The organism is Streptomyces sp. NPDC032472 (genome assembly GCF_040636955.1).
Taxonomy (GTDB): domain Bacteria; phylum Actinomycetota; class Actinomycetes; order Streptomycetales; family Streptomycetaceae; genus Streptomyces.
This window is the reverse complement of sequence record NZ_JBEZVK010000038.1, coordinates 19,721-41,659: the sequence shown is the minus strand read 5'-3', so window position 1 is coordinate 41,659 and position 21,939 is coordinate 19,721. Positions and strand designations below refer to the sequence as shown.

Below are 21,939 nucleotides of genomic sequence, written 5' to 3'. Positions count from 1 at the left end.
ATGCGGGTGAGTCTCTCGACCATGTTCCGTCTCGGGGAGGCGGGATTGACTGAGGGCATGACGCAGAAGACACCGAACAGCATCCGGACCACCGTCACCGAGACCACCGCCTCCGCCCCCACCGCCCCCACCGTCCCTGCCACCCTCGTCATCGGCGGCCACGGCAAGACCGGCCGGCGCGTTGCCGTGAAGCTCCGCGCCGAGGGCCGTCCGGTGCGTATCGGGTCGCGGGTCGGGGAGCCGGCCTTCGACTGGAACGCGCCGGGCGGCTGGGCCGCTGCCCTCGACGGCGTCGACCGGGTTTACGTGACGTACCACCCGGACCTGGCCTTCCCCGGGGCCGACGAGCAGATCGGGGCCTTCGCCCGGGCGGCCGTGGCCGCCGGGGCGCGGCGGCTGGTGCTGCTGTCCGGGCGCGGTGAGGAGGCGGCGCAGCGGGCCGAGGAGCGGCTCAAGGAGTCCGGGGCGGACTGGACCGTCGTGCGGTCCAGCTGGTTCAACCAGAACTTCGACGAGAGCTTCTTCCTGGAGTCGGTACGGGCAGGGGAGATCGCCCTGCCGACTGCGGACGCCGTCGAACCCTTCGTTGACGCCGACGACATCGCGGACGTGGTCGTCGCCGCGCTCGGCGACGACCGCCGGCACATCGGGCGGACGTACGAGCTGTCCGGGCCGCGGCTGCTGTCCTTCGAGGAGGTCGCGGCCGAGCTGTCGAAGGCGACCGGGCGGCACATCGCGTACGTGCCCGTCTCGGGCGAGGCCTACCGCGCGGTACTGCGGGAGAACGGGCTGCCGGAGGAGTTCGCCGAGCTGTTCACCACCATTCTGGACGGGCGCAACGCGCACCTGGTGGACGGGGTGCAGGAGGTGCTCGGCCGCCGGCCCAGGGACTTCGCCGACTACGCCCGTGAGGCGGCGGCCACCGGTGTCTGGGACGTCTGAGACCCTGCGGCGAACGGCCCTCGCGCGGCGGGTGGCCCCCGGGCAGGATGGGCCCGTGGACACGCTGACCGGTCTCCTCGAAGGCCCCAAGGCCCGCGGGGCCTTCCTCCTCAAGTCCGTCTTCAATCCGCCGTGGGCCGTGCGGATCGAGGACCGGGCCCCGCTGTCGGTGGTCACGCTGACCGCCGGATCGGGCTGGCTGCTGCCCGACTGGGGCACGCCGGTGCGGATCGGTCCCGGGGACGTGGCCGTCCTGCGGGGGCCGGAGCCGTACACGATCGCCGACGAGCCGGGGACGCCGGTGCAGATCACGGTGGACACCGACCAGCGGTGCAGTACGCAGGGGGGCGTGGACGTCAGCCAGTCCATGGCGATCGGTGTACGGACCTGGGGCGCGCCGGTGCAGGAGGCGGGCTCGGCGGTGATGCTGAGCGGGACGTATCAAGCGCCGAGCGAGGTCGGGCGGCGGCTGCTGGGGGCGCTGCCGAGCGTGCTGGTCCGGCCGGCGGCCGCGGCGGACAGCACGTTGATCGAGCTGCTGGCCGCGGAGGTCGCGCGGGACGAGCCCGGGCAGGAGATCGTCCTGGACCGGCTGCTGGACCTGCTGCTGATCGGGGTGCTGCGGCCTGGCTCGCCGACCCGGAATCGGGGGCGCCGGGCTGGTACCGGGCCCACGGCGATCCGGTGGTCGGGCCGGCGGTGCGGCTGCTGCACGAGGACCCGGCCCACGGCTGGACGGTGGAGGAGCTCGCCCGCCGGGCGGGGGTGTCGCGGGCGTCGCTCGCGCGGAGGTTCGCGGAGCTCGTGGGGGAGCCGCCGATGGCGTACCTGACGGGGTGGCGGCTGGCCCTTGCGGCGGATCTGCTGCGCGAGCCGGACGCCACGGTCGCCACCGTGGCGCGGCGGGTGGGGTACGGCTCGGCGTTCGCGTTGTCGGCGGCGTTCAAGCGGGTGCGGGGGGTCAGCCCGCAGGAGTACCGGCGGCTGGCCGGTAGCGCCGCGGGCGACAGCCCCCAGCCGGCGGTGCCCGGGCTGCCGGGGCGGCCGCGGACCGTGGTGCTGCCGGGGGCGTAGCCGGTTTGGCGTCGGGCGCCCGCAGGCGTTAACGGCGTTAATGCCCCCGGGGTGGAGGAGGCACAGGCGTTAACGGCGTTAATGCTCCCCCGGTGGGGAGGGGGAAGCGTTAACGGCGTTAATGCTCCCGGGGCGGCGAGGCCGAAGCGTTAACGGCGTTAATGCTCCCCGGACGGGGAGGCCGAGGCGTTAACGGCGTTAACGCCCCCACGGTCAGGCGAGGTCCAGGACCCCCACGGTTTGGTTGCCGCTGAGTTCGCCGGTCAGGCGGAAGCCGAGGCCCAGGTAGAACGGCTCCGGGGTGCCCGGGCCTGGCTCCCACGTGACGTACGCGCGGGCTGCACCGCGGGCGCGGAGCTCGGCGGTGACCGCCTGGACGGCGAACCGGCCGTAGCCCTTGGACTGGTGGGCGGCGTCGATGTTGAGGCGCCAGATCCCGGAGCGTATGTCGGCGGGGTCCCGGTCCGGGTCCCAGGCGATGTCCAGGAAGGCCATGACGAAGCCGACGACCTTGTCGCCGTCGACGATGGCCCGCGGCCAGGCGGCGGTTGCGCCGTGCACGTAGGCCTCGGCGAGGGACTTGACGACCGGTGAGACGAGGTGTTCCTGGTCGGGGCTGACCCGGACGGCGCAGACGGCGTCGAAGTTGGCGGGGGTGACCGGTTCCAGGCGCAGTGCGGAGGTGCTCATGGCGGCACCCTACCGACGCCGGGCGGCGGGCCTCCGACCCGTTTTTCGCAATGCGCGGGCAGGAAGCCTGCCCGGATGGCACGATCAGCTGCCCGTGGGCGCGGGCGGCAGGACGTGCGAAGACTGCTCAACTGACTGTTGGAAGCCACCAGTGAGGACGCATCCATGAACTCCGTTTCAGCCGGCTCCGGTTCCCGGGTTGCCACCGTCCTGCTCGCGGGCGCGACCGTGCTCGTCGGGTTGATGGCGGGCCTGTTCTTCGCCTTCGACGTGTCGGTGATGCCGGGGCTCGCGCAGGGCGACGAGCGCACGTACGTCGTCGCTATGCAGAACTTCAATGCGGCCATCGACGGCAACGGCCTGTTCGGGGCCGTCTTCGTCCTGGCGCTGCTCGCCGCCGCGGGCTCGGCCGTCCTGGAGTACCGCAAGGGCAGACGTGCCGTCGCGGTGTGGGCCGCGACGGCCGCCGTGCTGTACCTGCTGGTCCTCGTCGTCACCTTCACGGTGAACATCCCGCTGAACAACGAGCTCGCCGACGCGGGCAACCCGGCGAAGCTGACGGACTTCTCGATCGTGGAGCGGTTCAAGGGAACGTGGGTGGCCACCAACATCGCGCGCACGCTGCTGTGCACGGCGGCCCTGACCGCCCTGTCGCGGGCGCTGGTGCTGTACGGGCGGGCCACCGCGCGCTGAACGACGGGCCCGGCCGGGGCAGATCGGGCCCCGGTCAGATGCGGGCCCCGGCGATCAGCGCCCAGGCGAGGCAGCCCAGGGCCAGGGTGCACAGGGCGGTGCGCCAGCGGTTGGCGGGGACCCAGCGGGACTCGAAGGCGTGGCGGACGGCGGCCGGGTCGGGGATCCGGTCGACGGGGCCGGCCTGGTCCAGGGCGTTGTTCAGCGGGATGTTGATCCGGCCGGTGATGCCGAGTTGGAGGACGTAGGCGACGAGGGCGGCGGTCAGGGGCCAGGTGGCCGGGCCGCCGTCGTTGCCCGCCAGGTGCAGGGCCAGGGCGAGGGCCGTGAAGGCGAGGGCGCCGAGGAAGGCGAGGAGGAACAGGCCGTTCACGATGGCGGTGTTGATGCGCTGCATGACCTGGATGAGGGTGCGGTCGTCGGAGCGTTTCAGGGCCGGCATCACCGAGATGTCGAAGGCGAAGAAGAGGCCCGCCATCAGGCCCGTCGTGACGGTTGCGGCGATGAGCGAGGCGAGTCTGGCGAATTCCACGGTTCGTTCCCCCCTGTTGGTGGCCTTGGTCTGGTCGTGGTCATGCACGGGTCATCGAATCGTCAAGGCTGCCGATCGTAGGCCCGGTGTGATCCGCTGTCGCGCAGGATGCGCGGGACGGAAGAATCTCTTCGCGGCGGCCGTGGTGCCCCGCTGCTCACGCGCTCCGTTCGGAAGCGACCGGCGCTCGCGGGCCTGCGGACACCATGCACCTGCCGCAGCCCGCGTACCCGCATGTAGTGCACTTCTTGGAGGGACACACGTGAAGGACCCGAAGGACAGGCTGGAAGACCTGCGAGCCGACGTCGAGCGCCGCAACCCCGCCCAGCCCGAGTTCCACCAGGCGCTCCGGGAGGTCCTGGAGACCCTGGCGCCCGTCTTCGCCGCCCGGCCCGAGTACGCCGACCCGGCGGTGGCGCTGCTGGAGCGGCTCACCGAGCCCGAGCGGCAGATCGTCTTCCGGGTGCCGTGGACCGACGACCGGGGCCGGGTCCGGGTCAACCGCGGCTATCGCGTCGAGTTCAACAGCGCGCTCGGCCCGTACAAGGGGGGTCTGCGCTTCCACCCGTCGGTGGACATCGGGGTCGTGAAGTTCCTCGGCTTCGAGCAGATCTTCAAGAACGCCCTGACCGGGCTCGGCATCGGCGGCGGCAAGGGCGGCAGTGACTTCGATCCGCACGGCCGGTCCGACGCCGAGGTCATGCGCTTCTGCCAGTCGTTCATGACCGAGTTGTACCGTCACGTGGGTGAGCACACCGACGTCCCTGCCGGTGACATCGGCGTGGGCGGTCGCGAGATCGGCTACCTCTTCGGCCAGTACCGGCGCATCACCAACCGCTGGGAGGCCGGGGTCCTGACCGGCAAGGGGCAGGGCTGGGGCGGCTCCAAGATCCGCCCGCAGGCCACCGGCTACGGCAGCGTGCTGTTCGCCGCCGAGATGCTGAAGGTGAAGGACACCTCCCTGGACGGGCTGAGTGCGGTCGTATCCGGCTCCGGAAACGTCGCGCTGTACACGATCGAGAAGCTCCAGCAGCTCGGCGCGAACCCGCTGACCTGTTCGGACTCCCAGGGCTACGTGGTCGACGACAAGGGCATCGACCTGGCGCTGCTCAAGCAGATCAAGGAGGTCGAGCGCGGACGCGTCAGCGAGTACGCGGAGCGGCGCGGGCCCTCGGCGCGGTTCGTGCCCGGCGGCCGGGTCTGGGAGGTCCCCGCGGACGTGGCCTTCCCGTCGGCCACGCAGAACGAGCTGGACGCGCAGGACGCGCGGGCGCTCGTCGCGGGCGGGGTGAAGGCGGTCTCGGAGGGCGCCAACATGCCGACCACGCCCGAGGCCGTACGGATCCTGCAGGAGGCCGGGGTCGCCTTCGGGCCCGGCAAGGCCGCCAACGCGGGCGGGGTCGCCGTCAGCGCGCTGGAGATGAGCCAGAACGCCGCGCGGGCGGCGTGGAGCGCCGAGCGGGTCGAGGACGAGCTGGCGGGGATCATGCGTTCGATCCACGCTGTTGCGTACGAGACGGCCGAGCGGTACGGGGCCCCGGGCGACTACGTCACCGGCGCGAACATCGCCGGGTTCGAGCGGGTCGCGGACGCGATGCTGGCGCAGGGCGTCATCTGAGGCGTCTCCTGCGTACGGGGCGCCCCGGCGTCGGCGGTTTCCGCCGACGCCGGGGCGTTCCCGGTCTTCGGGCCGCCGTAGCCTGGGCTTCTGGACCCGCCGGTGGTGCGGGTGAGACACAGGCGATGCGACCGCAGGAGGCTGGGCGTGCTGACCGCGCTGGACGGGGTGTACGGGGACCGGAAGGACGCGGTCTGCGTGGCCGGGCGGACCGCCTCGTACGAGGAACTGCTCGGCGCGGCGCGGGCGGTGGCCGCCGATGTGGCCGGGGCGCCGGCGTTCGCGGTGACCGCGACGGCGTCGCTGGAGACGGTGGCCGCGGCCGTCGGCGCCCTGCTGGCCGGGGTGCCGTTCGTACCGCTGCCGCCCGATGCCGGGCCCGCGGAGCGCGAGCACATCCTGCGCGACTCCGGGGCGGTGCTCCTCGACGTGGACTTCGCGCGGCGCGCGACCGGCTCGGCTTCGGCCTCGGCGTCGGCCGGGTTCGCGGCGGGCGCGGGGGCCGACGATCCGGCCCTCGTGCTGTACACCTCCGGGACGACGGGCGCACCCAAGGGCGTCGTGCTGACCGGCGCGGCGATCGCCGCCGACCTCGACGCGCTCGCCGGGGCCTGGCAGTGGAGCGCCGAGGACACCCTCGTGCACGGGCTGCCGCTGTTCCACGTGCACGGGCTGGTGCTGGGCGTGCTCGGGGCCCTGCGGACCGGGAGCAGGCTCGTGCACACCGGGCGCCCGACCCCGCAGGCGTATGCGGAGGCCGGCGGCAGCCTGTACTTCGGGGTGCCGACCGTGTGGTCCCGGATCGCCGCCGACCCGGAGGCCGCCGGCGCGCTGTCGGGGGCCCGGCTGCTGGTGTCGGGGAGCGCGGCCCTGCCCGCGCCGGTCTTCCGGGACCTGGAGCGGCTGACGGGGCTGCGGCCCGTGGAGCGCTACGGGATGACCGAGACGCTGATCACCGTCAGCGGGAGGGCGGGCGGCGAGGTCCGCCCGGGCACCGTCGGCACGCCGCTGCCGGGCATCCGCACGCGGATCGCGGCCGAGCCGGGTGCCGAGATCGGGGAGCTGCAGCTGACGGGGCCGACGCTGTTCGCCGGGTACCTGGGCCGGCCGGAGGCCACCGCGGCCGCGTACACCGAGGACGGCTGGTTCCGTACGGGCGACATCGCGGCCGTCGACGAGGCGGACGGGGTGCACCGGATCGTCGGCCGGGCCTCCATCGACATGATCAAGTCGGGCGGCTACCGGATCGGGGCGGGCGAGATCGAGAACGCCCTCCTGGACCACCCCAAGGTGAGCGAGGCCGCGGTGGTCGGCGTCCCGGACGCGGACCTGGGGCAGCGGATCGTGGCCTTCGTGGTCGCCGAGGGGGTCACGGGCGCCGAGTTGACGGACTTCGTGGCCGCCCATCTGTCGGTGCACAAGCGGCCGCGGGAGGTGCGGTTCGTGGCCTCCCTGCCCCGCAACGCCATGGGGAAGCCGCAGAAGAAGCTGCTGCTGTCGGGGGAGTTCGGCGGGCGCTGAGCGCCGCTGTTCTGAACGCCGCTTTTAGCCGTCGTTTAGCCGCGCCGGGAGAATGGAGGGGACTGGGCCCTCATGGGCTCCGGCTTCTGACGGCCTGTCGTGGACGGCCGTGGTTCTGTCGACGGGTGAGGTCGGCGCAGGCGGACGTGGAGTGGGGCTCATGGTGTCGGCGGGACGGGTGTCGGAGGCGCGCAGCATGCTGCTGGACGGACCGGTCGAGGTCGGTCCGGAGGGTCCCGAGTGGGACCGGGCCGGTGAACTCGTGCGCGGCGGCGGAACCGCCCTCCTCTACGCGCCGCTGGAGCGGCTCCGGGCCGGGAAGGCCGCGGTGCCCCCGTGCGCGGGCGGCGGGCTGCGGGCCGGGCTCGTCTCCGCGACGGAGCGCGAGCAGTACGAGGGCGCCCGGGCGCTGCTGGAGCGGCTCGCGTGCGCGGTGCGCGGCGACGGCACCGGCCGCGTCGAGTGGGGCGTGGCCGGGCGACCGGTCCTCGCCGGCTGCGAGGGCGTCGACGTCGCCGTCAGCTGCGCGGAGGGCATCGTCCTGGTCGGAGCCAGCGGCGCGGGCCTGATCGGCGTGGACGTCGAGCGGACGGACCGGATGCTGTACGGCTCCGGGGCCGGGCGGCGCGTGTGCACCCCGTACGAGCTGGTCTCCCTGGCCAAGCTGGCGCCGCCGGAGCGGGATGCGGAGCTGGCCCGGCTGTGGACGCTGAAGGAGGCGTACCGCAAGGCCGTCGGCTGGGGTGCCGGGTTCCCCTTCGGGCAGTTCGGGTTCGGCCCCGACGGCAGGCCGGTGCGGGTCCAGCGGCCCGACGGCACGGCGGCCCGGGGCGAGGAGTGGGAGTTCCGGTCGGCGGAGCTGCCGGGGGGCTTCCGGATGGGGGCCGCTCTGTTCACGCCGCGGGGGGCGGCCGCTTAGCGGCTGGTTCCGGTCGGGTGGTCTGCCGGTTCTGCCGGTTCTGCCGGTTCGGGTAGTTCTGTTGTTTGTGTTGCTTGTGCTGCCTCGGGTGTTTCCCCTGCTTCTGCTGCTTCCGCTGCTTCCGCTGGGTTTGCCGTTCGTCAGTTGTCCTCGTTCGGGATGGTCAGCGTCGTCAGGATGATGTCGTTCTCGGTGGTGTAGTGGCCGGTGAGCGTGGTCGGGTACGGCGTCGGCCGGTGCGGGAAGATCTGCGCCGTGAACGTACGGCTCTCCGGGTGCGGCGTGATGAGCGCGTCCTCGAACTCCAGCGGCTGGGCCGTGAGCGGGTACCAGGTCTTGTAGACCGTCTCCTTGATCGAGAACAGCAGCCGGTCCCAGTGGGTGCCCGGGTGCGTCCGCGCGTGTCGGCGCACCCATGCGCACTCGGCCGGCAGGGCGATCGACTCCAGCACCCCCTCCGGCAGCGGCTGGTGGGGCTCGGCGTCGATGCCGATGGCCCGGGTCCGGGAGCGGTGCGCCACGGCCGCGGCGCGGTAGCCGGCGCAGTGCGTGATGCTGCCGGTGACGCTCGGGTGCCACTGCGGGGCTCCGCGGTGGCCGGGGGTGATGGGCGCCGCGGGCAGGCCGAGCTGGGCCAGGGCCCGGCGGGCGCACCAGCGGGCGGTCGTGTACTCGTGCCGGCGCTTCGGGACCGCCTCGCGGATGTGTGCCTCCTCCTCGGGGAAGAGGGTGAGCTCGTGCCGGTCGTGGTGGGTGTCGACTGCGGCGATGTGGCGGGGCAGCAGCTGCTGGATCACGGTGTCCCCCGAAACCTTGCGAGTGGTGGGTGGTGGGTGGTGCGCGGCCCCTGGCGGGGCGTGGTTCCACCGTGCGGCGGGGCCGCTGCCGGGCCCAGCCGGGAGGGGGCTGCGGGGGTGCACCCGGTGCCCGGGGGGCCTTGCGGGGGTGCGGGCTTGTCACGGGTGGCGGTGCGGGGGCAGGGGCTTGTCACACGGTTGCCATGCCGGGGGTGGCAGGCGTCGTACGGAGGCGGTAGAGCGCGGGGCGCGGGGCGGGTCCGCGGCGCCGTGCGGGGTGGCGCAGGGGGCGGGGAGGGGTGGGGTGCAGTAGTTGCCGTGCAGGTTGCGGCCACCGGCCGCACCGCCACGACCTGCATAAGGTGACGTTGTCGACGGTGGTGACCGCCCCCTTTCCCTCCCGCGGGCGGGCGAGGGCGGCAGGTCCGTGACCGGCCGCGGGCAGGGGTCTTCCCCCGCGGATCAGAGGTTCACCGGTGCTGGAGTAACGGGGGCAGTGGTGTTGAACGGGCGTGGATATCAGTGGGGACTGCTCGATCGGGCCGTGGCCCAGGCGGCCGCGGGGGCGGCCCGGGTGGTCGTGGTCGAGGGAGCGGTGGGCTGCGGGAAGTCGGAGTTCGCGGACACGGCGGCCGAACGGGCCGCCGGCGCGGGTGCGCTGGTGCTGCGGGCGATGGGCACGCCGGCCGAGAGCGGGATCGAGCTGGGCGTCATCGGGCAGTTGGTGGCGGACGCGCCGCCCGGGACGTTCGGTGAGGACGCGGGCGGGCTGGGTGGTCTGGGTGCCTCGGGCGGGCTGAGTGGCCCCGGTGGGTCTGTTGCGTCCGGTGGGCCTGGCGGGCCCGGCGGTTTGTGGGCGGCCGATGCCGGGGGCGGTGTGGGTCTCGGTGCCGGGGGTGCCGGGGGTGCCGGTGGTGCCGGTGGCGCTGGTGGGGTTCAGGCGATGCAGGCGTTCTGTGCGCAGGTGCTCGCCCTGGCCGAGCGGGTTCCGGTCGCGGTGTGCGTCGACGACCTGCACCTGGCCGACGAGGCCTCGCGCCGCTACCTGCTCCACCTGGCCCGCCGGGCGCGGGCCGACCGGGTGCTGATGGTGCTCACCGAGTCGGTGCACGAGCGCAGCGACGACCCCGTCCTGGGTACGGAGCTGCTGCGCGCGCCCGGCTTCGTACGGGTGCGCCTGGAGCGGCTGGGCGCCGAGGAGGTGGCCGCCGTCGTCGCGGGCGCCCCGCAGTACGCGGACACCGAGCCGGCAGGGCAGGAGCTCGAGCGGTTCACCGCGCTCAGCGGGGGCAACCCGCTGCTGCTGCGGGCGCTGCTGGAGGACCACCGGGCCGCGCTGGAGGCTCCGGCGGGCGACGCCGGGCAGCTGCCCGCGCCCGGTGCGGCGTTCACCCACGCGGTGTGGGCCTGCCTCCAGCGGTGCGGGGTGGTGACGCTCGCGGTGGCCCAGGGGCTGGCCGTGCTGGACGGGCTCGCCTCGGTGGTCGGGGCGGCCGAACTGGCCTCCACCACCCAGGCGGTGGCCCGGCAGGCGGTCCTCGCCCTGGGCGCGGCCGGGCTGCTGGACGGGGTGCGCTGGCACCCGGCGGCCCGGGCGGTGGTGCTGGAGGGAATGGATCCGCTGGTGCGGGTGGCCTGCCACCGGCGGGCCGCGCGCTTCGCGTTCCGCAGCGGGGCCCCGGTGGCCGAGGTCGCCGGGCAGCTGCTGTCCGCCGGGCACGCGGGCGAGGAGTGGGCGCCGGGCGTGCTGCGCACCGCCGCGGACGAACTGCTGGCCGGCGGGGACGCCGCCGGGGCCGTACGGGTGCTGGAGCTGGCGCTCGGCGCGCCGGGCAGCGATGCGGCCCGGGCGGAGCTCGCCGCCGCGCTGGCCGTGGCCGGTGCCCGGGTGGATCCGGCCGCGGCCGAGGCGGCCCTGCACGGCCCGGTCGACGCGCTGAGGGCCGGCACGCTCGACACCGCCGGCGCGGCCCGGCTGGGTCGGCTGCTGGTGGTGCAGGGGCGCGTCGAGGAGGCTGCCCTCGCTTTGGACACCGTGTACGCCGCCGGGCAGCCCGGGGCCGGGCAGTCTGCGGGGGGCGTGGCGGGCGTGGTGGGCGTGCGGGATGCCGCCCTGCAGGCGCCGCTGGACGGGCTGTTCGCCTTCCCGCGCTGGAACGGCCCGGACGGCGCCGCCGATGCGCTGCCGGCCGCCGCGCCGGTGGCGGCACCGGCTGCGGCCGCGGGGCGCGGCTCCGGCGGCTCGGCAGCCGCCCTCGCGGACCGTACGGCCCGCCGCGGCCGCCCCGGCAGCGGCCTCGGCGAGGCGGCCGCGTTCTGGGGAGTGCCCGGCTACAACCGGCACGGCGGCGCCGCGAACCGGGCCGAGCTGTTCCTGCGGGGCACCGCCCTGTCGCAGGCGACGCTCGCCCCGGTGCTGCAGGCCGTACGGGCCCTGCTGTACCTGGACGGGCCGCTGCGGGCGCTGCCCTGGACCCAGACGTACGCCGAGCAGGCGCTGCGCCAGGGTGCGCCGGGCTGGCGGGCGGAGTTCGCGCTGCTGCGCACCGAGGCGCTGCTGCGCCAGGGCGACCTGGCGGGCGCGGCCGAACAGGCCGGGCTGGTGCGCGGGGCGGCGGCGGGGGAGCAGGCCTCGCTGACCGGGACCTGGGCCTCGGCGCTGCTCGCCCGTGCGTACACCGCGATGGGCCGGCCCGACGAGGCCGCCCGGGAGCTGGCCCGGCCGCTGCCGCAGACCCTGCCGGGCACGGTGCAGGAGCTGGCCCGTATGCAGGCGACCGGGCTGCACCACCTGGCCACGAACCGCTACCACGCGGCGCTGTGCGACTTCCTGGACATCGGCAAGGCGGTCCGCCACTGGGGCCTGGACCGGCCGCTGCTGCTGCCCTGGCGCACCGGCGCGGCGGAGGCGCTGCTCCAGCTCGGCGAGGTGCGCCAGGCGGCCCGCATGGTCGCCGAGCAGCTGGAGCACGCCGACGCCGCCCACCCGTGGACGGCGGGCGTCTCGCTGCGCCTGAAGGCGTGGACGGGCGCGCCCGGCGAGCGCCAGGCGGTGCTGCGGCGGGCCGTCGACGAGCTGCGCCGCTCCGGCGACCGGCTCGAACTGGCTCGCGCGATGGCCGACCTGGGGCGGGTGCTGAAGGAGTCCGGGGAGCCGGGCCGGGCCAACATGGTCAACCGGCGGGCCTGGCACCTGGCCAAGTCCTGCGGGGCCGACGCGCTCCAGGAGCGGATCCTGCCCGGCCACGTGCCCGCGCCGGCGCCCGCCGCGCAGGAGACGGAGGCGGCCGGGCCGCGGGTGGCGTACACCGAACTCGGCGACCGGCTCAGCGACTCCGAGAAGCGGGTGGCGATGCTCGCGGTGCACGGGCACACCAACCGGGAGATCGCCCTGAAGCTCTACATCACGGTGAGCACGGTCGAGCAGCACCTGACCCGGGTCTACCGCAAGCTCAACATCACGCGGCGCCAGGACCTGCCGGCCGACCTCCAGCTGATGGCCGCGCACGAGCTCGCGTGAACGCGGACGACATGGACGTGAACGACATGGACGAGACGGACGAACGAGAAGGAGGACGGGAAGCGATGACGCAGCCGTTCGAGGACGACGCGGCGCAGTACCTGGCGCTGGTCAACGACGAGGGCCAGTACGCGGTGTGGCCCGCGGGGGCGGAGGTCCCGGCGGGCTGGCGGGTGGACCTGCCCGCGGACACCCGGCAGGCGGTGCTGGACCACATCGAGCGGGAGTGGACGGACATGCGGCCCGCCCGGCTGAGGGAGGCCGGTTAGGGCCGGGGCCCGTCCGGCGGGGCGAGCCGGGCCAGTGACGCGCGGGCGTACACGGCCTGGCAGCCGGGGACGATGAACAGCGACTCGCGGAAGCTCGTCGCGGACTCGGGCATCAGCTCGGGGACCGCGGCGGGCTCCTCGTACAGCAGGGCCCGTTCCAGCTCGAAGAAGTAGAGGTTGAAGGAGTCCACCCGGCGCTGGTAGGCCCACCAGGCGCGGCCCTCCTCGGGGCTGCCGTGCTCGGCCAGGTAGGCGGCGACGAGCTGCTCCTCCAGCCGGTGCGCCAGGCGTTCGGAGGCCAGCTGGGTGCGGATGCCGGTGCCGGGGCGGGTGCGTTCGTACAGGCAGTGGCCCAGCTCGTGCGCGACGCCGGCCAGCGCCTCGACGGTCGGTGCGTCGCCGCCGAGGATGACGGCGGACTGCGGTTCCCCGACGGTACGGAACGGGGTGCCCGGGAGCGTGAGGCTGGACTCGTCCAGGATCCGCTCGACCAGGGCCCGGCGGTGGCGCAGCTGGGGCAGCCGGGGCAGGATCTCGGCGGCCGGCGCGTGGGTGGGGTGGGACAGGATCACCGCGTCCGCGGGCAGGGGCAGGGCCAGTTCGGCCAGGCAGACCAGCATGTCGCGGCGCAGCGGCAGGATCCGGGCGTAGGCGGGGTGGGCCAGGATCTGGCGGACCTGCCGGTGGGTGGAGTCGAACAGGCGGCGCACCCAGGTGCTGCGCCGCAGCTCGGCGAGGCGGGTGCGGCGGCCGGCGAGCAGGGTTTCGATCAGCTCGCCGCGGCCCAGGACGGCTTCCTTCTGCAGCAGGCGCCGCTGGTCGCGGTACGCGGCGATGGCGCGGGCGTCTCCGGACAGGTGGGCAGGGCGGTGGGCCGGTCGGTGGGCAGGGCGGGGCGCGGACGGCATTTCCCGGCCCCGCTGCCTCGTCACCGGTTACGCGTTGGGGTTGTTGTTGTTCATGGTGTTGTTGTTCGCCATCGCGTTGTTGGCGTTGTTGTTGGCGTTGCTGTTGTTGATGTCGTTCATGATCGCCTCGAGGTCGGCCGGGACCACGCTCTGCAGGCGCGGGGCGTTCATCTCGTTGGCCGTGTAGTCGGTGTTCTCGTTCACGGCGAGGGAGTTGTTGTTCGAGGCGTTGTTGTTGTTGCTGTTGTTCGCGCTGTTGCTGGCGTTGTTGTTCGACATGTTCGACATGTGGGTCTCCACGAGTGAGAGGGGACAGCGGGACAGCGGGTTCATTGACGGGTCTGCCGCTAAAGCCGCAGATGCGTGGGGCTGAGGGCGGCCCTCGGGCGGCGTACGGCGGGTGTATGGGGTAGGCGCGCGGCAGGCGTATGGCAGGCGTATGGCAAGCGCGCCCCGCCGGGCGGCCGGTATGGCAAGCGCCTGGCAGCCCGGAGGCCCTCGGACGGGCCGGGGTGGCCCCTGGGCCGGCCCGGGGTTGAGCGGTTGCCTGCGGTCCGGCAGGTTCAGGCGTACACCGCCGAACCGGGAGGCCGCACCCCATGACTCACCCGACGACCCACTCCGCACCCGCCGCCGTCGTGGCACCCGCCCGGGCGCGGGCGGAGCTGCTCGAGAAGGTCGAGGACCGGCTGCACGCCCTCCTGAACGACGAGTACCGGCGCCGCACCGGTGACCTGCGGGCCGCCGTGCTGATCGAGTCGCTGGCCGAGCTGGTCAGCGCGGGCGACGGCCGCGTCCGGCCGCAGGTGCTGCTCACCGGGTACCTCGCCGCGGGCGGCAGTCTGGAGGGGCCCGAGGCCGAGGCGGCCGTCGATGCGGCCGCCGCCCTCGAACTCCTGGACACCTGCACCCTGGTGCGCGCGGACGTCTACGACAACGCGCCCCTGCGCCGGGGCCTGCCCGCCCTGCACGTCCGGCACGCCGGGGACCACGAGCGCAACGGCTGGGCGGGCGAGTCCCGCCGGTTCGGCGAGTGCGCGGCCACGCTGGGCGGGGACCTCGCCCTGGCCTGGGCCGACCGGCTGGCGCGCCGGCTGCCGCCGGAGGCGGTACGGCTGTGGGAGGAGCTCCGGACCGAGCGGGCCCTCGGCCTGTACACGCACGAGGCCACGGCCGCGGCGTACCTGGAGGACCCGTGGCCCGGGCAGTGCATCGCGGGCTGCACGGACGGCTGTGCGGCCGGCTGGTACGCGCTGCGCCATCCGCTGCTGCTCGGCGCCCACCTCGCGGGGCGCCCCGACCTGGCCGGCACGTACGCCGACTACGCGCTGCCGCTGCACGCGGCCTGGCGGATGCGCGGGTTCCTGTCCGGGGGGCCGGAGTACGACTGGGAGGCGGAGCTGCTGCGCGAGGTGCTCCTGGAGGACCGCGAGCGGGCGGTGGCCGAGGAGATCATCCGCGACCTGACGGACCGCGCCGGCCGGGTCGCCGCCGGCAGCGCCCTGTCCCCGGAGTGGCGCGAGGAACTGGCCGCCTTCGCCGGGCGCGTGACGGCGGGCTGAGGTCCCGCAGAGCCCTCCTCCGTGGCGTTCACCCTCAATTCATTGCAACGAATGCAGAGTGTTCGTTGCGTTGAACTTAGCGCCATTGCAATGATTTTGCGGCATTGACCTGCATGTTTGATGTTCGTGCGCAACGAATATGTTGCCCAAGCCTTGAATGCAACGTAGCGTTTCTCTCGTCGGAAACAGCGGGCCAAAGGGGCCCGCGCCCCAGACGAGGAGCACACCACCATGCAGAAGTTCGCCACCGCCGCCCCGGTTTCCGCCGTCCTCGACATTGCCGCGGGCCGTATCCGGCTCGTCGCCGCCGAGCGGACCGACACCACCGTCGAGGTCCGGCCGGCCGACGCCTCCAAGAGCCGCGACGTCAAGGCGGCGGAGCAGATCGAGGTCGCCTACGCCGACGGCGTGCTGCAGATCCGCACCCCCGAGCCCAAGAACCAGCTCTTCGGCTCCTCCGGATCGGTCGAGGTCACCGTCCAGCTCCCCGCCGGCTCCCGTGTCGAGGCCAAGGCCGCGCTCGCCGAACTCCACGGCGTCGGGCGGCTCGGCGACATCGCCTTCGAAGGCGCGCAGGCCACCGTCCGGCTCGAGGAGACCGCGAGCGCCCGCCTCACCCTCCAGTCCGGCGACGTCACCGTCGGCCGCCTCGGCGGCCCCGCGGAGATCAGCACCCAGAAGGGCGACCTCCACATCACCGAGGCCGTACGCGGCACGGTCACCCTCCGCACCGAGCACGGCGGCATCTCCGTCGGCGCCGCCCAGGGCGTCTCCGCCACCCTCGACGCCGGCACCGCCCACGGCCGCATCCACAACGCGCTGCAGAACAGCGACGGCGCCTCCGCCGCCCTGAACATCCGGGCCACCACTGCCTACGGCGACATCACCGCCCGCAGCCTCTGACACCCCACCTCCCCACCTCCGCATCTCCACCCGCCCGATCGATGTTCATGACAGACACAAAGGAGCACACCGCCATGTCCCTCCGTCCGGAGCTGCAGAAGGCCGTCCAGGAGCTCGTCGATTCCGGGTGGGCCGGCGTGCAGCTGCGCGTCAACGACCGGCAGGGCGAGTGGGTCGGCAGTGCCGGGGTGCGCAAGCTGGGTGACAGCGCCGCACCGCCGACCGACGGTCACTTCCGGATCGGCAGCAACACCAAGACCTTCACCGCGGCGCTGGTGCTGCACCTGGTGGCCGACAGAAGGATCGGGCTGGACAGCCCGGCTGACGACCACCTGCCCGAGTTCGGGCTGGACCGGCGGATCACGGTGCGGATGCTGCTGCAGCACACCAGCGGGCTGTTCAACTTCACCGGCGAGTACTACGAGGACGGCACGACCGCGCCGGGCATCGCCTGGCAGGGCCAGGAGTGGGTGGACAACATGCTGCGCACCTACCGGCCCGAGGAGCTGGTCCGGCTGGCGCTGTCGAAGCCGGCGCGGTTCGAGCCGGGGACGGACTGGAGCTACTCCAACACCAACTACGTCCTGGCCAGGCTGCTGGTGGAGAAGGTCAGCGGCCGCCCGTTCGCCGAGGAGATGCAGCGGCGGATCCTGGGGCCGCTCGGCCTGACGGGCACCTTCCTACCGGAGGCCTCGCCGGAGATCCCCGAGCCGCACGCCCACGGCTACTACACGTACCGGGACGCCGGTGCGTGGAAGACGGTCGACGTCACCCGCGCCAACCCCTCCTGGATCTCCGCCGCCGGAGACATGATCTCGACCACCCGGGACCTGCACACCTTCTTCTCCGCCCTGATGGGCGGCAGGCTCCTGCCGGCCCCGCTGCTGGCCGAGATGCGCACGCCGCACCCCAAGCTCGGCTACGGCCTCGGGCTGTTCGTACAGGAGACGGAGTCCGGCGGCACCGTCTACACCCACAACGGCGGCATGTGGGGCTGGGGGGCGCTGATGTACAGCTCGCCCGACGGCGCCACGACCCTGACCGCCTCGCTGACCACCGGGGAGGCCGAGCTCGACTTCGCGCAGGTGGGGGAGTTGTTCGCGAAGGCCCAGCAGAGGCTGGTCAACGAGGTGTTCTCCGGCGGGCGGTCCGGGTCGGGCCGGCCGACGGACTGAGCACGCGGGGCGGCCGCACGCCTACTGCGGCGCCGTCCGGGGTGCGCCCGGGCGCAGGCCCGAGAGCCAGGCGCGCAGGGCGTCCTTGCGCAGGGTGCCGTCCTCGGCCCGCGGGAGGGAGCCCACCAGTTCCAGCCGGGTCGGCAGCGCGGCGGGGGCCAGCCCCGCCCCGGCCAGCCACTCCCGTAGCTCCACCAGGCCCGGCGACTCCGCCTCGACGGCCGGTACGACCACCGCGCAGGGCAGTTCGCCGTGCTCGGGGTCCCCGTACTCCACGACGGCCGCCTCCCGTACGGCGGGATGCGCGGCCAGGGCCTCCTCCAGTTCGGCCACGGGTACGAGGAACGCGGCACCGGTGCGGTGGCCGGCGCGGCCGGTGACGCGGGTGGCGTCGCCGCGGTCGCCGGTGGCGAGCCAGCCCTCGTCCTGCTCCCAGGGCAGGACGGCCCGGTCGGCGCCGAACGGCCACACCGCGTGGGCCACGGCCGGGCCGCGCACCCACAGCGCACCGCCCTCGCGGGAGTCCAGTTCCAGGCCGGGCAGCGGTGCGCCCTCGGTGGGGTCGTGGACGCCCCCCAGGGTGCCGAGGGCCACCTCGGGTGCGCCCCACAGCGAGCGCACGGGCGCGCCGAGCGCCTCGGGCAGTGCGGCGAGCAGCTCCGGCGGGGTGGGGGTGCGGCCTCCCGAGAGGATCAGGCGGAGGGCCGGCCGCGGGTCCGCCGCCCGGGTTGCGCGGGCGGCGCGGGTGCGGTGGGCCGTCAGGACCTCGGACCACTGGGCCGGGGAGGCGTACGCCTGGTGGACGCCCGCCTCGGCGAGCAGGTCGAGGTACCGGTTGGGGTCCCAGACGTCCTGCAGGACGCCGGTGCCGCCGAGGGCGAGCGGCCAGCACAGGGAGTGGGCCAGGGACGCGAGCGAGGTCAGCGGCAGGGCGGAGCAGAACACCTCGCCCGGCTGCGGCACCGGCCCGGGCAGGGTGCGGGCCGCGGCCAGCGGTGCGTGGAGGGTGTCGGGGGAGTGGAGCACGGCGCGGAACCGCTCGCCCAGGGCCATGACCGTGATGAGCAGTGCGGGGTCGCCGGGCCGGGCGCCGGGCAGGCCGGGCGGGCAGGCGTGGGGTCCGCGTTCGTGGGCGGTGCGGGTGAAGTACGCGTCGAAGTCGAGGGCGCCGTCCATCGCCGGGGCGGGGGCGGCGGTTTCGGGGCCGGGGGCGGTGCGGATGACCGCCCTGCGGCGGAGCCACGGCAGGCGGGGGGCGAGGCCCGCCAGGACCTCGGCGTGGCGGTGGCCCTCCCACACGTCCGGCACCACGCACAGGCGGGCCTGGGTGGCGGCCAGGATCCGCTCCAGGCCTGCTGCCCTCACGACGGGCAGCACGGGCACCGCGACCGCCCCGATGCGCCAGACGGCCAGGGTCAGCGCGGCCGCCTCCCACCAGCTCGGCAGCTGGTAGGCGACCGGGTCCCCGGCGCGCAGGCCGAGAGAGCGCAGGGCGGCGGCGTACCGGTCGACGTACGTGGCCAGTTGGGCGTAGCTCAGGCGGCGCAGCCGCAGCCCGGCCGGGTGGTGCGCGCGGTCGGCGACCAGGGCGGTGCGGGTGCCGTCGGCGGCGGCGGTGCGGTAGAGGTCGTCCAGGAAGGTCCCGGTGCGCCACCAGCCCGCCGACCGGTACGCGTCCGCGACGGCGGGCGGCGGCCCCGCCGAGCTCCAGAGCGCGGCGGGCGGCGGACCGTCGGCGGCGGCCATCGGCTCGATCGTCATGACCACCGGCCCACCGCCCAGGCAACCTGGACGCGGGAGGCGCAGCCCAGGCGGCGCATGATCTGGCGGACGTGGTTGACGACCGTCCACTCCGAGATCTTCAGGCGCTCGGCGATCTGGCGGTTGGTCAGACCCTCCGCCACCAGCATGGCCACCTGGACCTGGCGGCCCGTCAGCGGCTGGGCCACCGGTACCGCGGGGCCGCCCGGGGCTGCCGCGCGGGTCGGGAGGGGCTGGGCCAAGGCCTCGTCCACGGCCCCGGCCGGGTCCAGGCGCAGGCCCTCCGCCCACGCCACCGCGGCGGCCGCGGGGTGCATCCGGGTCCGCAGGCCCGTCAGGGCCTCGGCGACCCGGGCGCGGTGCGCCGGTTCCGCGGCCGAGCCGAGCCGGCCGCGCAATGCCTCGGCGGCGCCCAGCAGGCGCAGGGCGAGGGGCTGGGCGGTGGGGGCGGTGCGCAGCAACGTCAGCGTGTAGGCCTCCAGGACGGCGGGCAGGCGGGTGCGTTCGTTCAGCTGTGCGTAGAGGGACAGGGCCTCGCGGAGGGACTTGAGCGCCGTCAGGTCTCCTTCGGTGGCTGCCTGGGGGGCCGGCTCGTTGGCTTCCTTGTTGTGTGCCGGTTCTGTTGCTGTTGCGGTTGTCGTTGCCGCTTCTGCCGTTTCCGTCAGGGCTTCCGCCAGGCCTCGGGTGGCCTGGATGCGGCGATGGGTGTCCAGGGCCTGGTCGCGCAGTTCGGCGGCCTTGCGGGTGCGGCCGGTGGTGCGCAGGGCGCGGGCCAGCGCGGTTGCGGCCTCGGCCGCCGGGGCCGTGGCGCCCAGTGACTCCAGGGCCGCGAGCGCGGGGCGCAGTGCCGCCTCGGCGGCCTCCGCGTCGGGCAGGGCCAGCAGGGCGGTGCCCAGTCGGGCCGTCACCAGCGCGCTCTGGCGGCGGTCGCCGAGCCGCTTGCACAGGGCCAGGGCGCGCCGGTGGCGCCGTACCGCCAGGTCCGCATCGCCCAGGGCGAGGGTGAAGGAGGCGGACAGGTCGATCAGCCGGGCCTGTACGGACTCGGCGGGGGCGGGCCGGCCGGGCTGTTCGGCGAGCAGCCGCTCGCAGCGGCGCACCCCCTCGGCGAGGTGGCCGTGGGCCAGCCAGGGCGTGCGCAGGGCGAGGAGCATAGCGGCGGCCGCGTCCCGGTCGCCGCGGGCCTCCAGGCGGTCCAGGGCGGTGAGGGTGTTGGCGTGCTCTGCGGCCAGGATGCGCAGCCAGCGGCCTTCCTCGGGCCCGGCGAGGCGGGGTTCGGCGGCCAGGACGAGCTGGTGGTAGGCGTCGGCGTGGCGGTCCTGGGCCTCCTCCAGGCGGCCGTCGCGGGCGAGTTGCTCGCGCAGGTGGGAGCGGACCGGTTCGGGGACGGTGAGGTGCGGCTCGGGGGTGTCGGAGCCGGTGGTGACCAGGTGGGCGTCGAGGAGGGTGTCGAGCAGGGCGTCGACGGGCGGTTCATCGGCGCGGGTCCCCCGGGGGGCGCGCAGGGCGCGGTCGGCCATGGGCATGCCGAAGCCGGGGGCGAAGACGGCCAGGCGTTCCAGCGTGCGGCGGGCTTCGGGGGCCGCCAGGTCGGCCACCTGGGAGGCGGCCAGGGCCGCCAGCGAGCGGTGCCGGTCGGGGGCGTCGGCCGGCCCGCCCGACAGGCCGGTCAGCGCGGCGCCGCCCTGGGCGAGGCGGCCCAGCAGCACCTGCGGGGTGAACAGGCGCAGCCGGTCGGCGGCCAGGACCAGCGCGAGCGGCAGTCCCTCCAGCAGGGTGCACAGGCCGGCCACGGCCGCGGCGTTCTCCTCGGTCAGGGCGAAGCCGGCGCGGGCCTGGGCGGCCCGGGCCACGAGCAGGGAGACGGAGGGGAACCGTTCGAGCTCGGTGGGGTGCAGGGCCTCCGGGTACGGGGGAGGCACCGCCAGGGGGGCCAGGGCGAGGAGCTGTTCGGCCGTGGCGCGGACGGGGTGGCGGGAGGTGAGGAGGACGGCCGGGGGTGTGGTGTGCGGCGTGTGCGGGGTGTGCGTGAGGGCGCGGGCCAGTTCGGGGCCCGTGGCTCGGCAGTCGTCCAGGACGAGCAGGCCGCCGGGGCCGTGGGCGGTGGCGGTCTCGCGGACGAGGGTGGCCGCCTGGGCGGGGGAGGCCGCATCCGACAGGTCTGCGTATGTGAGCTTGCCGAAGCGTTCGGCGAGTTGTGGCAGGAGGGAGGCCACGAGGGCGCTCTTGCCGATGCCGCCGGGGCCGGTCATGGTGACCAGGCGGCCCGTGGCGAGCCGTTCTGCCAGGGCTCGGGCCTCGGCTTCGCGGCCGATCAGCGTGGCGGGGGTGGGCGGGAGCGGGGCCGTGCCGGTCGTTTGGGCCGGTGGTGGTGTCACCGTGGCCATGGTCGTGGCCGTCGCCGTCGCCGTTGTTGTCGCCGTCTCCGGGTGGAAGGTCTGCGCCGTCATCGGGCCCCCTGTGCTCTCGGTTCCGGCCCGGGCCGCGGGTAGGTCGCGGGGCACCCGCGGGATACGGCCGGGCACGGGCCCCGCCACCCTCGCCGGTACCGCTGAAGGGGCGGTAAAGCCGGGGCTTGGCCGCTCTTCGGCGGGGGGCCGTCCCTCGGCTTGGACGGCGGCTGGTCGGGGGCCTTACGCGGGTCGGGGCCGGGGCCCTGCGGGGCATGTCCCCTACCCGCCCTTTCACCGTTTCCCGGGCTCCGCCCGGACCCTCCCCCAGCTAACGCTGGGGTACCTCCAGCGCTCAAACGCCGCGCGGGCTGGAAAGGCCGGGTCGGGTCTGCTGCGCTCCGGCGCCCCGGGGTTGGAAGTGCACGGGTTGGGTCGGTTGCGCTCCAAGGTCCCGGGGGTTGGAAGTGCCGGGTCGGGTCGGTCGCGCTCAAGGGCCGCGCGGGCTGGAAATGCTGGGCCGGGTCTGCTGCGCTCCGGCGCCCGACGGTTGGGAGTGCACGGGTCGGGCCGGTTGCGCTCAAGGGCCGCGCGGGCTGGAAAGGCCTGGTCGGGTCGGTTGCGCTCCAGGGTCCCGGGGGCTGGGAGTGCACGGTCGGGTCTGT

17 protein-coding genes and 1 pseudogene are annotated in these 21,939 nt (G+C 74.7%); 11 read left to right on the top strand and 7 right to left on the bottom strand.

From position 1 onward, the window contains the following. Positions 1 to 57 precede the first annotated feature (57 nt). Positions 58 to 942, top strand: coding sequence for an NAD(P)H-binding protein (locus AB0F11_RS24410; protein WP_362177484.1), 885 nt, complete (start codon positions 58 to 60; stop codon positions 940 to 942). A gap of 55 nt (positions 943 to 997) precedes the next feature. Beyond that, positions 998 to 2,016: pseudogene (locus tag AB0F11_RS24405) on the top strand (AraC family transcriptional regulator). Between the two features lie 213 nt (positions 2,017 to 2,229). Here AB0F11_RS24405 and AB0F11_RS24400 read toward each other — a convergent pair. Beyond that, complete coding sequence (locus AB0F11_RS24400; protein ID WP_362177481.1) at positions 2,230 to 2,706, bottom strand: GNAT family N-acetyltransferase; 477 nt, start codon at positions 2,704 to 2,706, stop codon at positions 2,230 to 2,232. Positions 2,707 to 2,871: 165 nt separating this feature from the next. Between AB0F11_RS24400 and AB0F11_RS24395 the strand changes: the two genes are divergently transcribed. Further along, positions 2,872 to 3,399, top strand: a complete 528-nt coding sequence (locus AB0F11_RS24395) for a DUF1772 domain-containing protein (protein WP_362177478.1) — start codon at positions 2,872 to 2,874, stop codon at positions 3,397 to 3,399. Between the two features lie 34 nt (positions 3,400 to 3,433). Here AB0F11_RS24395 and AB0F11_RS24390 read toward each other — a convergent pair whose 3' ends face one another. Continuing rightward, the gene (locus AB0F11_RS24390; protein WP_362177475.1) at positions 3,434 to 3,931 is read right to left on the bottom strand and encodes an anthrone oxygenase family protein; all 498 of its coding nucleotides are present in this window, start codon (positions 3,929 to 3,931) and stop codon (positions 3,434 to 3,436) included. 262 nt (positions 3,932 to 4,193) lie between these two features. On the opposite strand from AB0F11_RS24390, the gene gdhA reads away from it, so the two are divergent. From gdhA to AB0F11_RS24375, 3 genes are all read left to right on the top strand, one after another. Further along, positions 4,194 to 5,549: an NADP-specific glutamate dehydrogenase gene (gene gdhA, locus AB0F11_RS24385; protein ID WP_362177472.1), complete on the top strand. Its 1,356-nt coding sequence runs from the start codon at positions 4,194 to 4,196 to the stop codon at positions 5,547 to 5,549. Positions 5,550 to 5,696: 147 nt separating this feature from the next. Continuing rightward, positions 5,697 to 7,070, top strand: coding sequence for an AMP-binding protein (locus tag AB0F11_RS24380; protein WP_362177469.1), 1,374 nt, complete (start codon positions 5,697 to 5,699; stop codon positions 7,068 to 7,070). 160 nt (positions 7,071 to 7,230) lie between these two features. Further along, complete coding sequence (locus AB0F11_RS24375) at positions 7,231 to 7,989, top strand: 4'-phosphopantetheinyl transferase superfamily protein (RefSeq protein WP_362177466.1); 759 nt, start codon at positions 7,231 to 7,233, stop codon at positions 7,987 to 7,989. 140 nt (positions 7,990 to 8,129) lie between these two features. Here AB0F11_RS24375 and AB0F11_RS24370 read toward each other — a convergent pair whose 3' ends face one another. Then, positions 8,130 to 8,786 carry a 4'-phosphopantetheinyl transferase superfamily protein gene (locus AB0F11_RS24370; RefSeq protein ID WP_362177463.1) on the bottom strand — a complete coding sequence of 219 codons (657 nt, stop codon included), beginning with the start codon at positions 8,784 to 8,786 and terminating at the stop codon, positions 8,130 to 8,132. Between the two features lie 427 nt (positions 8,787 to 9,213). Here AB0F11_RS24370 and AB0F11_RS24365 point away from each other — a divergent pair, with 427 nt between their 5' ends. Together AB0F11_RS24365 and AB0F11_RS24360 are read left to right on the top strand one after the other, a co-directional pair. Beyond that, positions 9,214 to 12,306, top strand: a complete 3,093-nt coding sequence (locus AB0F11_RS24365; RefSeq protein WP_362177460.1) for an AAA family ATPase — start codon at positions 9,214 to 9,216, stop codon at positions 12,304 to 12,306. Positions 12,307 to 12,371: 65 nt separating this feature from the next. Continuing rightward, on the top strand, positions 12,372 to 12,575 hold the full coding sequence (locus tag AB0F11_RS24360) for an MbtH family protein (RefSeq protein ID WP_362177569.1): 204 nt from the start codon (positions 12,372 to 12,374) through the stop codon (positions 12,573 to 12,575). Here the strand turns inward: AB0F11_RS24360 and AB0F11_RS24355 are convergent. Beyond that, positions 12,572 to 13,483: a hypothetical protein gene (locus tag AB0F11_RS24355; RefSeq protein ID WP_362177457.1), complete on the bottom strand. Its 912-nt coding sequence runs from the start codon at positions 13,481 to 13,483 to the stop codon at positions 12,572 to 12,574. The two genes, AB0F11_RS24360 and AB0F11_RS24355, sit on opposite strands and share 4 nt — an antisense overlap. Positions 13,484 to 13,510: 27 nt before the next feature. Further along, positions 13,511 to 13,771, bottom strand: coding sequence for a hypothetical protein (locus AB0F11_RS24350; RefSeq protein ID WP_362177454.1), 261 nt, complete (start codon positions 13,769 to 13,771; stop codon positions 13,511 to 13,513). A 311-nt stretch (positions 13,772 to 14,082) separates the two neighbouring features. Here AB0F11_RS24350 and AB0F11_RS24345 point away from each other — a divergent pair, with 311 nt between their 5' ends. The 3 genes from AB0F11_RS24345 (at position 14,083) to AB0F11_RS24335 (ending at position 17,123) form a co-directional block, all read left to right on the top strand. Then, the gene (locus AB0F11_RS24345; RefSeq protein ID WP_362177452.1) at positions 14,083 to 15,045 is read left to right on the top strand and encodes a polyprenyl synthetase family protein; all 963 of its coding nucleotides are present in this window, start codon (positions 14,083 to 14,085) and stop codon (positions 15,043 to 15,045) included. Between the two features lie 231 nt (positions 15,046 to 15,276). Continuing rightward, positions 15,277 to 15,948: a DUF4097 family beta strand repeat-containing protein gene (locus tag AB0F11_RS24340; RefSeq protein WP_362177449.1), complete on the top strand. Its 672-nt coding sequence runs from the start codon at positions 15,277 to 15,279 to the stop codon at positions 15,946 to 15,948. Between the two features lie 74 nt (positions 15,949 to 16,022). Continuing rightward, a complete protein-coding gene (locus AB0F11_RS24335; RefSeq protein WP_362177446.1) occupies positions 16,023 to 17,123 on the top strand; it encodes a serine hydrolase domain-containing protein in 1,101 nt (366 codons plus the stop codon). A 21-nt stretch (positions 17,124 to 17,144) separates the two neighbouring features. Here the strand turns inward: AB0F11_RS24335 and AB0F11_RS24330 are convergent, their stop codons facing one another. Together AB0F11_RS24330 and AB0F11_RS24325 are read right to left on the bottom strand one after the other, a co-directional pair. Next, positions 17,145 to 18,884 (bottom strand): AMP-binding protein, encoded by a 1,740-nt coding sequence (locus AB0F11_RS24330; protein WP_362177443.1) that lies wholly within the window; start codon positions 18,882 to 18,884, stop codon positions 17,145 to 17,147. Beyond that, complete coding sequence (locus tag AB0F11_RS24325) at positions 18,881 to 21,334, bottom strand: LuxR C-terminal-related transcriptional regulator (RefSeq protein WP_362177440.1); 2,454 nt, start codon at positions 21,332 to 21,334, stop codon at positions 18,881 to 18,883. Before AB0F11_RS24325 ends, AB0F11_RS24330 begins: the two co-directional genes overlap by 4 nt. Positions 21,335 to 21,939: the final 605 nt, after the last annotated feature.

Bases quoted from the DNA above. Each gene is read 5' to 3' on its own strand.
- AB0F11_RS24330 (WP_362177443.1), bottom strand. From the start codon at position 18,884: ATGACGATCGAGCCGATGGCCGCCGCCGACGGTCCGCCGCCCGCCGCG.
- AB0F11_RS24350 (WP_362177454.1), bottom strand. From the start codon at position 13,771: ATGTCGAACATGTCGAACAACAACGCCAGCAACAGCGCGAACAACAGC.
- AB0F11_RS24325 (WP_362177440.1), bottom strand. From the start codon at position 21,334: ATGACGGCGCAGACCTTCCACCCGGAGACGGCGACAACAACGGCGACG.
- AB0F11_RS24400 (WP_362177481.1), bottom strand. From the start codon at position 2,706: ATGAGCACCTCCGCACTGCGCCTGGAACCGGTCACCCCCGCCAACTTC.
- AB0F11_RS24395 (WP_362177478.1), top strand. From the start codon at position 2,872: ATGAACTCCGTTTCAGCCGGCTCCGGTTCCCGGGTTGCCACCGTCCTG.
- AB0F11_RS24375 (WP_362177466.1), top strand. From the start codon at position 7,231: ATGGTGTCGGCGGGACGGGTGTCGGAGGCGCGCAGCATGCTGCTGGAC.
- AB0F11_RS24360 (WP_362177569.1), top strand. From the start codon at position 12,372: ATGACGCAGCCGTTCGAGGACGACGCGGCGCAGTACCTGGCGCTGGTC.
- AB0F11_RS24335 (WP_362177446.1), top strand. From the start codon at position 16,023: ATGTCCCTCCGTCCGGAGCTGCAGAAGGCCGTCCAGGAGCTCGTCGAT.
- AB0F11_RS24345 (WP_362177452.1), top strand. From the start codon at position 14,083: ATGACTCACCCGACGACCCACTCCGCACCCGCCGCCGTCGTGGCACCC.
- AB0F11_RS24410 (WP_362177484.1), top strand. From the start codon at position 58: ATGACGCAGAAGACACCGAACAGCATCCGGACCACCGTCACCGAGACC.
- AB0F11_RS24355 (WP_362177457.1), bottom strand. From the start codon at position 13,483: ATGCCGTCCGCGCCCCGCCCTGCCCACCGACCGGCCCACCGCCCTGCC.
- AB0F11_RS24340 (WP_362177449.1), top strand. From the start codon at position 15,277: ATGCAGAAGTTCGCCACCGCCGCCCCGGTTTCCGCCGTCCTCGACATT.